At 64.7% G+C, this 10,710-nt stretch carries 13 protein-coding genes; all 13 read right to left on the bottom strand.

Going from position 1 to position 10,710, the window contains the following annotated elements:
• Positions 1 to 685: GTPase (locus AC1D34_RS27085; RefSeq protein ID WP_476825864.1), on the bottom strand; the 685-nt coding region annotated here is incomplete at its 3' end.
• Between the two features lie 45 nt (positions 686 to 730).
• Positions 731 to 1,393 (bottom strand): tetratricopeptide repeat protein, encoded by a 663-nt coding sequence (locus tag AC1D34_RS27080; RefSeq protein WP_441505513.1) that lies wholly within the window; start codon positions 1,391 to 1,393, stop codon positions 731 to 733.
• A 62-nt stretch (positions 1,394 to 1,455) separates the two neighbouring features.
• Entirely contained in the window at positions 1,456 to 2,562 is a 1,107-nt protein-coding gene (gene queA, locus AC1D34_RS27075) for a tRNA preQ1(34) S-adenosylmethionine ribosyltransferase-isomerase QueA (protein WP_441505512.1), read from the bottom strand.
• A 131-nt stretch (positions 2,563 to 2,693) separates the two neighbouring features.
• Positions 2,694 to 3,164: a peptidylprolyl isomerase gene (locus tag AC1D34_RS27070; protein WP_441491863.1), complete on the bottom strand. Its 471-nt coding sequence runs from the start codon at positions 3,162 to 3,164 to the stop codon at positions 2,694 to 2,696.
• Positions 3,164 to 3,793, bottom strand: a complete 630-nt coding sequence (locus AC1D34_RS27065; RefSeq protein ID WP_441491864.1) for a hypothetical protein — start codon at positions 3,791 to 3,793, stop codon at positions 3,164 to 3,166. Before AC1D34_RS27065 ends, AC1D34_RS27070 begins: the two co-directional genes overlap by 1 nt.
• 18 nt (positions 3,794 to 3,811) lie before the next feature.
• The gene (locus tag AC1D34_RS27060; protein ID WP_441491865.1) at positions 3,812 to 4,363 is read right to left on the bottom strand and encodes a peptidylprolyl isomerase; all 552 of its coding nucleotides are present in this window, start codon (positions 4,361 to 4,363) and stop codon (positions 3,812 to 3,814) included.
• A gap of 381 nt (positions 4,364 to 4,744) precedes the next feature.
• Positions 4,745 to 4,975, bottom strand: coding sequence for a DUF1467 family protein (locus AC1D34_RS27055; RefSeq protein WP_069880671.1), 231 nt, complete (start codon positions 4,973 to 4,975; stop codon positions 4,745 to 4,747).
• Between the two features lie 102 nt (positions 4,976 to 5,077).
• Complete coding sequence (locus tag AC1D34_RS27050) at positions 5,078 to 5,455, bottom strand: RidA family protein (RefSeq protein ID WP_476770136.1); 378 nt, start codon at positions 5,453 to 5,455, stop codon at positions 5,078 to 5,080.
• 34 nt (positions 5,456 to 5,489) lie between these two features.
• Complete coding sequence (mce, locus tag AC1D34_RS27045) at positions 5,490 to 5,894, bottom strand: methylmalonyl-CoA epimerase (protein ID WP_476770135.1); 405 nt, start codon at positions 5,892 to 5,894, stop codon at positions 5,490 to 5,492.
• Positions 5,895 to 6,004: 110 nt separating this feature from the next.
• Positions 6,005 to 7,675 carry a ribonuclease J gene (locus AC1D34_RS27040; RefSeq protein ID WP_441491867.1) on the bottom strand — a complete coding sequence of 557 codons (1,671 nt, stop codon included), beginning with the start codon at positions 7,673 to 7,675 and terminating at the stop codon, positions 6,005 to 6,007.
• A 111-nt stretch (positions 7,676 to 7,786) separates the two neighbouring features.
• Positions 7,787 to 8,545, bottom strand: coding sequence for a biotin--[acetyl-CoA-carboxylase] ligase (locus AC1D34_RS27035; protein ID WP_441505510.1), 759 nt, complete (start codon positions 8,543 to 8,545; stop codon positions 7,787 to 7,789).
• A 13-nt stretch (positions 8,546 to 8,558) separates the two neighbouring features.
• Complete coding sequence (gene nuoN / locus AC1D34_RS27030; RefSeq protein WP_441505509.1) at positions 8,559 to 9,986, bottom strand: NADH-quinone oxidoreductase subunit NuoN; 1,428 nt, start codon at positions 9,984 to 9,986, stop codon at positions 8,559 to 8,561.
• A gap of 12 nt (positions 9,987 to 9,998) precedes the next feature.
• Positions 9,999 to 10,710 (bottom strand): NADH-quinone oxidoreductase subunit M (locus tag AC1D34_RS27025; protein ID WP_476825863.1); only part of this gene is annotated, 712 nt, incomplete at its 5' end.

The following is a 10,710-nucleotide window of genomic DNA, read 5'->3' as shown; positions in this document are numbered from 1 at the left end:
GGGTGATCCCGGCTTCCGGTCCCGTCAGCAGCCGGTCTTCGCCAATCATCCGGTTGACCAGCGTCGACTTGCCGGCATTGGGGCGGCCGATAATGGTGACGCGCAGCGGCTTGTTGGGGTCGCTGTCTTCATCGAGATCCGCGGCGGGAGCTTCGGCCCAGGCTTGATCGTCCTCGTCTTCGTCTGGCTCGTCGGCAATGAATGGCACGAGCGCTTCGAGCAGATCCGCGGTGCCTTCGCCATGTTCGGCCGAGAACGGAACGGGGTCGCCGAGCCCGAGCGCATAGGCCTCGAATGTGCCGTCCTTGCCCTTGTTCCCTTCCGCCTTGTTGGCGAGCAGGATCACAGGCTTTCCAGAACGGCGCACCAGATCCGCGAAGGGTTGGTCCATCGGCGTCAGGCCAAGCCGCGCATCGATCATGAAAAGGATCACGTCGGCCTGAGCGATCGCGGTCTCGGTCTGAGCGCGCATGCGGCCCGCAAGGGAGTCCTTGTCGGCCTCCTCGAGTCCGGCGGTATCGATGATGCGGAAGCGCAGATGGCCGAGTGAGGCATCACCTTCGCGCCGGTCGCGGGTCACGCCCGGCCGGTCATCGACCAGAGCGAGCTTCTTGCCCACGAGCCGGTTGAAGAGCGTCGATTTGCCGACATTCGGCCGGCCGATGATGGCGACGGTCGCGGTCATGGTGTTCAAATTCGTCCTGTTACGCGCCGGGATCGGCGCGTCGGGTCAATTCTTGGTCTCGACGGCGCCGCCGCGCACCAGCGCAAGATAGAGATCGGTACGCTGGCGCAGCACCTGCGGCGATTGCGGATCGGTCACGATGGCATCGAACCAGCGGCCGGCATCCTCGAACAGATTGGCCTTGAGGGCGGCAATGCCGAGAAACTCACGGGCCGAATGGCGCCAGACGCCCTGCGGAGACGCGAGCGGCTCAAGCGCGGCGCGGGTCTCGGCATAGGGCGCAAGATCGACGCGCAACATCCCGGCACGAAGCCGGGCAAGATCGCGATAGAGCTGATCGAGAGAGCTGTCATTCGCCAGTGCGTCGAAGGCCGTTGCGCCCGCGGCAGCGTCGCGCTTGCCGGTTTCGGCAGCCAGGCGGAACCGCGCGATCTGGCGGTATCCCGCCGGCGCGTTGGCCGCGAGGTCAACGAGGATCGACTCCGCCTCGGCGCCGCGATTGTCGCGCGAAGCCCTCAGCGCCTCTTCCAGCCGCGCACCCACGGCCTGCGAAGCCTGCTGCTCGCGATACAGCCAGACCTGCCAGGCTGCGACGGCCACGACAGCAGCCACGGCCAAACCGATCAGCAGGTTGCCATATTTCTTCCAGAGCGCCGCCGCCTTGTCGCGCCGGACCTCCTCGTCGATCTCACGAAAAATATCGGCCATAGGGTGTCACAATCCTCTTCACCCTGCCGGGTAGCATTTTCGCTGGCCGATTGCGAGCCGGATCAAGCGTGGCGTGGCGTGGTGGGTTCAGCCCTGAACAGCAAACTGCCGTCACCATAGGAATAGAACCGATATTTCTCCGCGATCGCATGGGCATAGGCCTGTTTCATGAGGTCGAGCCCGCAGAAAGCCGAGACCAGCATGAACAGTGTCGAGCGCGGCAGGTGAAAGTTCGTCATCAGGATATCGACGGCCCGGAAGCGATAGCCTGGCGTGATGAAGATGGCCGTATCACCGGAGAATGGCGCGACGACCCCGTTCTCACCGGCAGCGCTCTCGAGCAGCCGCAGGGCCGTGGTCCCAACGGCAACGATGCGGCCTCCCCTTGCCTTGACCTGGTTCAGCGCTGCTGCGGTCTCAGTGCTCACGCTACCCCATTCGGCATGCATGCGGTGTTCGCGCGTATCCTCGGCCTTGACCGGGAGGAACGTGCCCGCGCCGACATGAAGCGTCACGAAATGGCGGGAAACGCCGTGCGCGTCGAGGGCTGCAAACAGCTCCGGCGTGAAGTGGAGACCGGCGGTCGGGGCGGCCACGGCTCCATCCATACGGGCGTGAACCGTCTGATAGTCGTGGGCATCGGCCAGATCGGTCGGCCGCTTGCCCGCGATATAGGGCGGGAGCGGCAACTCACCCAGCCGCGCGATCGCTTCATCGAGCACCGGACCGGACCAGGCAAAGCGCAACTCGACCTCGCCGCCCTCGCCCTTTCCGACGACCTCGGCATGCAGCGCGCCGAGCTCGCACGCATTCGATGCCGCATCCGAGCCGAACACGACCGTCTCGCCGAGAGCGAGCTTCTTGGCCGGCCTGGCAAACGCGAGCCATCGGTCGGATGCTTCGCGCTTGTGCAGCATGATCTCGACGCGCGCCGAGGCCTCTCCCCTGACGCGCCGGCCGTAGAGCCGGGACGGGATCACGCGCGTATCGTTGAGGACGAGCGCGTCGCCGGGTTGAAGCAGGCTGGCGAGTTCGCGAACGCCGCGATCCTCGAATGGTTCGGCTGCATCCGGCCGCACCACGAGCATCCGCGCAGCATCGCGTGGGCTGACGGGCCTCAGCGCGATACGTTCTTCCGGCAGGTCGAAGTCGAAAAGTTCGACATCCACGATCGAATCCGCCTCACAAAACTGCGAACCAGAACAAGATGAGCCCCCATCCGTCGGGACGCGCCTGCGGCGCTGCCGGGATGAGGGCTCATCTGAACTCAGGCCCCGTTCGAACGGGGCCCGTGGCGATATCAGGCCGCGTCGGCCATCACCTTCATCGAGACGATGGAGTCCGGCTCACGCACCGGCTCGCCCCGCTTGATGTTGTCGACATTCTCCATGCCTTCAACGACCTGCCCCCAGACCGTGTACTGCTTGTCGAGGAAGCGGGCGTCGTCGAAGACGATGAAGAACTGGCTGTTGGCCGAGTTCGGGTTCTGCGAACGGGCCATCGAGCAGATGCCCCGAACATGCGGCTCGGCGTTGAACTCGGCCTTCAGGTCCGGCAGGTCGGAGCCGCCKGTGCCGGTGCCATGCGGGCAGCCGACCTGCGCCATGAAGCCATCAATGACGCGGTGGAAGACGATRCCGTCATAGAAGCCCTGGCGCGCCAGCGTCTTCAGGCGCTCGACATGGGCAGGGGCGAGGTCGGGGCGCAGCTTGATGACAACGCGGCCCTTTGTGGTTTCCATGACGAGGGTGTTCTCGGGATCGAGCGACATCAGATCGGCCTTTCATTGGACGGCGCACGGCCGTGGAAGCGAATGGTGAAGGGTCGCCCCGCGATACTCGCTCCGAAGCGCGGCGACAACCTCACAGGTGCGCAGTTTCGGATGGCGTCGATCACGGAGGCGGTGAACCGTTCCCGCAGATCGGGGTCGGTGCGGCGCGTTTCCCAGGTGACGCGCGGCTGGCCAAAGATGGTGCCGTCGCGCCGCAGGCTGAAGCGGACAGTCGCCATGGCGCTGTCGCTGGAGCCGGTCATCGCAGGCGGATTCCAGCAGCGTCGAAACGCTGGACCGAGCTCCGAAACGCGATCGACGGCGTCGCCTTCAAAGCTCCGCGTCACTGGCGAGACCGAACCGCTCAGCCCCGAATCGACAGGAGGCGGCAGGCTTGGAATGGCGCGGCGTGGCGCGTGTTCCCCGAACGGCCCGCCGATCCCCGGCAGGTAGCGCTGCCCCGTCGGTGGGGGCAGCACGGGATTCTGCGAGCCGGAAGGCGGAGGCAGAACCGGGTTCTGCGAGCCGGAGGGCGGTGGCAATCCCAGGTCGCGTGTGTCCTGTGCCGCGCCAGCGCCGACCATGACGATCGACAAGCCGGCGACGAACAGGGGCAGGACACGCGACATGCAGGTAGCCGCTCGTTGCTATTTCGCGTCGGACTGAAGACGCATGCGCACGATCTTGTCGGGGCCGCTGACCTGGCCATTATTGGCCGAGCTGCCCTTCTTGATCTTGCGCGCCACATCCATGCCGGACACTACTTCGCCGAACAGCGTGTACTGCCCCGTCAGCGAACCGCAGCCTTCGTAGCAGATGAAGAACTGGGAATTGGCGGAATCGGGCGAGGCGGAACGCGCCATGCCGACCGAGCCGACCTTGTAGGGCGTGGGGCTGAATTCAGCCGGGAGATTAGGCAGGTCTGACTTGCCCGTGCCGGTGCCGGTGGGGTCGCCGGTCTGGGCCATGAAGCCGTCGATGACGCGATGGAAGACGATACCATCATAGAAGCCACGCTTGGTCAGCGCCTTGATCTGCTCGACATGCTTGGGCGCCAGATCGGGACGAAGACGAATCGTGATGTTGCCGTCCTTGGTCTCGAGCACGACCGTATTGTTGGGATCGGAGGCCGGCGCTTGCGCCTGAGCGCAGCCGAGCGACGCAGCAAGGGCGAGAATGGCGAGAGAACTGCGCAGCATGTGAAGCATCTCCGTCGTTGCCGGAGGATCCGGCCGATCATCACCGGCGTCGTAACGGCATCCTTTGACGGGAACAAGGCGTTGAGCCGCCACATCTGGAGCATGCTGCACTGCACAAGAGCAAACTTCATTTAACTTGCAAAAAGATCAGGCTAGCGCTGCCTAAATGGGTGACAGCCCTGTCACAATCGGATACTCATCTGGCGCTGGGCTCGCTCGGGGAAACCTTGAGCGCCGCGGACCAGGTCTCGGGAGGAACAAACGCCCGCCTAGTATATGAGTCGCACGCAACCAGATGTGCGCCGTTACTGCGGAAAAAACAGACTCCAGGGCAAGGCTTCGGCCTTGCCCTTTGTTTTTGGCGTTACCGTCCGCGGCCGATCAAAGATCGTAGGCCGACCAGATATACCAGACGAACACGAAGATGATTCCGGCCAGGATCGTTGTGATCAGCGCCTTCTTGGCGAGGCCCGGAAGCACGGGCGCGCCTGGCTCGGTGCCCTGAACGACCTCCCCGTCCTCCGCCTGACTGCGGACCCCGAACGGCAGGGTCACGAACAGAACCGTCCACCAGATCACGAAATAAACGGCGAGACCGCCAGCAATGGTCATGGCCTGATCCTTTCTCGGGCGGAGGCGGTCATCTCATGGCAAGCCAGCGGGATTGCGGCAAGGCTCCTCGCTGCCGCAGCCCCTCGCAATCCACGCGAAAGCCTATCCGACCAAGGCGACGCAGGAGAATGCGACGCGCGCTTCCGTGGGCACGCCGAAGCGCGCGGTATGGCGCGCCGGCAGGCCGCCGGGGAAATGCTTCACATATTCAGCATTGCAGGCGACGTAGTCGGATGGGTCGGTGATCAGCATCGTCATCTGCACGACACGGTCGAGGCTGCTGCCCGCTTCCGTCAGAATCTCGCTGATCCGCCCCAGCGCATTGCGAACCTCATCGACCGGTGTCGCACCGCGGTGGATGCCGTTCGCAGGATCATGCGGAGCCGAATGTCCGGAGACAAAGATAAGCCCCGCTGCCCGCGTCGCCGCACTGAACGGGCGTGGCGAGCCCGCTTCGGGCTCACCGAAGAACTCGATCATCAATCGTCTCCCGCTTGTTTCGCGCCGTCGGATCTCAGGCCTGTTCCAGTTCGACAAGCGTTCCGCAGAAATCCTTGGGGTGCAGGAACAGGACTGGCTTGCCATGGGCGCCGATGCGCGGCTCACCGGAACCGAGCACGCGCGCGCCCGTTGCCTTCAGCCGGTCCCGCGCAGCCAGGATGTCGTCGACCTCGTAGCAGATGTGATGAATGCCGCCATCGACATTCCGCTCGAGAAATTTCGCGACAGGCGAATCCGCTCCAAGGGGCTCGAGCAACTCGATCTTGGTGTTGGGCAGCTCGACGAAGACGACCGTGACGCCGTGCTCAGGCTGCGGCAGCGGCTGGGAGACGCGTGCACCGAGCGTATCGCGATAGAGCGCACTCGAGGCCGCAAGGTCCTTTACGGCGATGGCGACATGGTTGAGGCGACCAATCATTCAGAGCTCCCTTGCATCCGGCGAGAACACCGCCGTCCATACTGCCGATGATCTAGCCTTCCGCGCTGGCATCGGCCCGAAAACCGCAATCCAGTTTTCGGGCCGATATCTTAGACTTCGATCACCAGCGCATGCACCAGCGGCTTCTTGCCCCATTCCTCGTTGACGGTGCTACGCAGGCCACGCTCCAGCGCGTTGCGCAGCGCTTCAGGATCGCGGCGACGCGCCTTGGGGATGTTGTCGAGCAGGTCGGAGACCGCATCGGCGACCAGTTCGTCGAAGGGCGTGCCGTCGCGCGCGGCCGGCGGCAGGCCCAGCACGGCAATCTCTGGCTCGCCGGCGATACCGCCCTTGTCGTCAACCGCAACCGCGACCGAAATCATGCCGGCAAAGGAGAGCCGGCGGCGCTCCTGGATCGTCTTCTCCATGGCATTCACCAGGAGAGCCCCGTCCTGATAGAGCCGGCCATGGGGTGCTTCATCGATCTTGCCGGCGCCATCGGCCGTAATGGCGATGATGTCGCCATTGCCGGCACGAACGACGTTCTTGACGCCGAGCCCGCGTGCGAAGGCCGCGTGCTCGCTCAGATGCAGATCCTCTCCATGGGCGGGAATGGCGATCTTCGGTCGGAGCCAGCCATAGAGCCGGGCCATTTCCTCGCGGCGCGGATGGCCCGAGACATGGACGAGATGCGTGCGGTCCGTGATGATCTCGATATTGTCCCGTGCCAGTGCATTCAGGATGTTGCCGACCGCCTTCTCATTGCCCGGAATGGTGCGGGACGAGAAGATCACACGGTCGCCTGGCGACAGGGCGATCTCGGGATGATCGTCGGACGCAATGCGCGAGAGCGCGGCGCGCGGCTCACCCTGACTGCCGGTGAGCAGCGCCACAACCTTGTCGCGCGGCAGGTAGCCATAGTGCTCGACGGAGCGGAATGCCGGAATGCCGTCGAGATAGCCGCATTCGCGCGCGACATCGATGACACGGTCCATCGCACGGCCGACCACGACGACATCGCGATGACCGGCCATGGCAGCTTCGGCGACGGCCCGCAGCCGGGCCACATTCGAGGCGAATGTCGTGACGGCGACTCGGCCGGGCGCGGAAGCGACCAGTTCCTTCAGCTTGGCTGCGACGTCCGCCTCGCTCGGGCTGATGCCGTCACGCATAACGTTGGTCGAGTCGCAGATCAGGGCGAGCACGCCCTCGTCGCCGAGCTCGCGCAGTCGCTTCTCGTCGGTTGGCAGGCCGACCTGCGGCGTCGGGTCGATCTTCCAGTCGCCGGTATGAACGACGAGGCCGACCGGAGTACGGATCGCCAGCGCGCAGGATTCCGGAATGGAATGCGCCACCGGCACGAACTCGATCTCGAAGGGCCCCAGCGTAACATGTCCGCCCTGGGCGACGACGTTGATCGGCACCTTCGGAGCGCCGGGCTCGCCCAGCCKCCGCGTGGCAAGCAGCCCGGCCGCGAACTGTGTGCAGTAGACGGGCGCGCGCAGGGAGGGCCACAGCGCCGCGAGCGCGCCAATATGATCCTCATGCGCGTGGGTGATCACGATGCCAAGCAGATTGGCCCGCTCCTCGATGATGTAGCGCAGGTCGGGGAGGACGATGTCGACGCCCGGAACATCGGGACCGGCAAATGACAGGCCGCAATCAACCAGGATCCATTTGCGCCGCCCTTCAGGCCCGAAGCCATAGAGTGCCGCATTCATACCGATCTCGCCTAGGCCGCCGAGGGGAACGAAGACGAGTTGGTCGCTGGAACGGGTCACGGGAAATCCTAAGGCAAAAGGCAGGGCGCAGAGCGCGCCGGATGAGTGGCAAGGCCTAGCATGAAGGCCGTGGAAGCGCGACAGGAGCCGCTCTGGGACAGGCGTAGCCGTTCAGCCGGGAGGGCCGAAATAGAGATCGCCTGCGTCAACCAGATGTCGCGCGCCTGCGACATCGAGCTCGAGCCGACCCGAAGCATCGAGGCCAAGGAAGCGACCGCTCAGCGGCCCCTCCGCCAGGCGCAGGGTGATGGTCTCGCCGAGGAATGCTGCACGTTCGAGCCAGGCCGCCCGGGCCGGGCCAAAGCCGCCCGGCAATGACCAGGCATTGAAGCGGGCAACCCAGGCGTCGCTGAGCGCGGCCAGCAGAGCCTCGATACTCGCAGCCTGGTCTTCGGCCTTCAGGAAGGTCGCGGGATAAGGGGTATCGTCCGGTCGGCTGGCGACATTGACGCCCATGCCGATGGTGACCGCAAAGCGCCCTGCCCGGCTCTCGCCTTCGAGCAGCAGCCCCGCCGTCTTGGCGCGGTCGATCAGCAGGTCGTTGGGCCATTTCAAAACAAGGCGCGGAGCAGAGAGGCCGGTCACCCTGGCTGCGGCGTCATGCAAGGCGAGGCCGGCAACAAACCCGAGCTGCGGCGCCAGCGCAGGTTCGCAGGGCTGCACGAGCAAGAGGCTGGCGTAGAGATTTCCGGGCGGTGAGCCCCAGTTGCGGCCATGACGGCCACGCCCGGCGCTTTGGCTGCGAGCCACGATCCAGAGTAAGCCAGGGTCGCCCTGGTCGGAGGCGCGACGCGCCTCTTCCATGGTCGAGCCTACCGCGTCCCGCACGATCAGCCGGTAGCCGGCGGCGCGTGCCGCCTCGCCGAGCACGCCGCCCGCCCCCTTAGAACAGCGACTTGGCGGCAGCAGCAGCCGAGTCGAACAGCGGGGCCGGCACGAACGAGAGCATCAGCACGAACAGAGTCGAGACCAGCAGCACGCCGCGCACGCCGATGTCCCCCTTCTCGAAGGCCGGCTTCGCCTCGTCGAAATACATCACCTTGATGACGCGCAGGTAGTAGTAGGCGCCGACCACGCTGGTCACCACGCCGATCACGGCAAGTGCGTAGAGCTTGGCATCGATCGCGGCATAGAAAACGTAGAACTTCGCCCAGAAACCGGCCAGCGGCGGAATGCCGGCGAGCGAGAACATCATCATCGCCAGCGCGAAAGCCATCCAGGGATTGGTACGCGAGAGCCCGGCAAGCTCGGAGATGTCTTCGACCGGCTTGCCGTTGCGGCGCATCAGCAGAACGCAGGCAAAAGCGGCAAGCGTCGTGGCGAGATAGATCGCCATATAGGTCATCACGCCCTGGACGCCCGCTGCCGTTCCTGTCGCAAGGCCAACCAGCGCATAGCCCATATTGGCGATCGAGGAATAGGCGAGCAGGCGCTTGATGTTGCGCTGGCCGATGGCAGCGAAGGCGCCGAGCGCCATCGAGGCGATCGACATGAAGATAATGATCTGCTGCCACTCATGCAGCGCGCCCGGGAACGCCCCGACGAAGATGCGAACCATCATCGCCATCGCAGCCATCTTGGGCGCAGTCGCGAAGAAGGCGGCGACCGGCGTCGGCGCACCCTCATAGACGTCCGGTGTCCACATGTGGAAGGGCACGGCCGAGATCTTGAAGGCAAGGCCGGCGGCGACGAAGACGATGCCGAAGATCAGCCCGAGGCTGATATGCTCGCCGTGGACGGCCTGGGCGATGCCGGAATAGGTCACGGTGCCGGTGAAGCCATAGACCAGCGAGCTGCCATAGAGCAGCATGCCCGAGGACAGCGCGCCGAGGACAAAGTACTTCAGGCCCGCTTCGGTCGACCTGGTATTGTCGCGGTCGAAGGCGGCGACGACATAGAGCGCAAGGCTCTGCAGCTCGAGACCGATATAAAGGCCGATCAGGTCGCTGGCCGAGATCATCATCATCATGCCGATCGTGGCGAGCACGACCAGCACGGGGAACTCGAAACGCATCGAGCCGTCGCGGCGCATGAAATCGCCTGCGAGCACGATCGCCGCGCCGGCACCGATCAGGGTCAGTGCCTTCATGAAGCGCGCGAAACCGTCAGCGACGAAGCCGCCGTTGAAGGTCACCGCCTTGCCGGTGCCCGAGAGCACCATCACGAGCGCTAGCGCGAGCAAGGCAAGTCCGAAGGCTTCGAGCGTACGGGTCGCGCCCTCGCCGCGGATGGCGCCGTAGAGCACCATGGCGATCGCGCCGATGGCGAGGGTGATTTCCGGCAGAGCTGGGCCGAGGGCGGGCAAGGTCATTGCTGCCAAACCTTACTGTACGACCAGCATCGCCGTTTTCGCGGCGGTGAGTGCGGCCTGATAATTCTTGATGAGGGCTTCGGTCGGCGCAGCAAAGGCGTCGAGGATGGTACCCGGCGCAATGCCGTACCAGATCGTCAGCAGCATCAGCGGAGCGAGGATGACGACCTCGCGGGTGTTGAGATCGGTGATGCTCTTGAGCTCGGGCTTCACCAGTTCGCCGAACACGACGCGGCGATAGAGCCAGAGCGCATAGCCGGCCGAGAGGATGACGCCGAAAGCTGCAAAGAACGCGACCCAGGGATTGGCCTTGAAGGCCCCCAAGATGGTCAGGAACTYACCGACGAAGCCGGCCGTGCCGGGCAGCCCGACATTGGCCATGGTGAAGACCATGAAGGCGACGGCGTAACGCGGCATCCGGTTGACCAGCCCGCCATAGGCGGCGATCTCGCGGGTATGCATGCGATCATAGATCACGCCGACGCAAAGGAAGAGTGCGCCGGAGACCAGCCCGTGGCTGACCATCTGGAACATCGCACCCTGAATGCCCTGCGGCGTCAGGGTGAAGAGGCCCATGGTGACGAAACCCATATGGGCGACGGACGAGTAGGCGATCAGCTTCTTGATGTCCTCCTGCATCAGCGCCACCAGCGAGGTGTAGATGATGGCGATGACGGAGAGCGCGAAGACCAGCGGCGCAAACATCGCTGAGGCTTCTGGGAAC

Source organism: Allobosea sp. P1_A7 (genome assembly GCF_056406775.1).
This window is presented reverse-complemented; position numbering and strand designations above follow the sequence as displayed.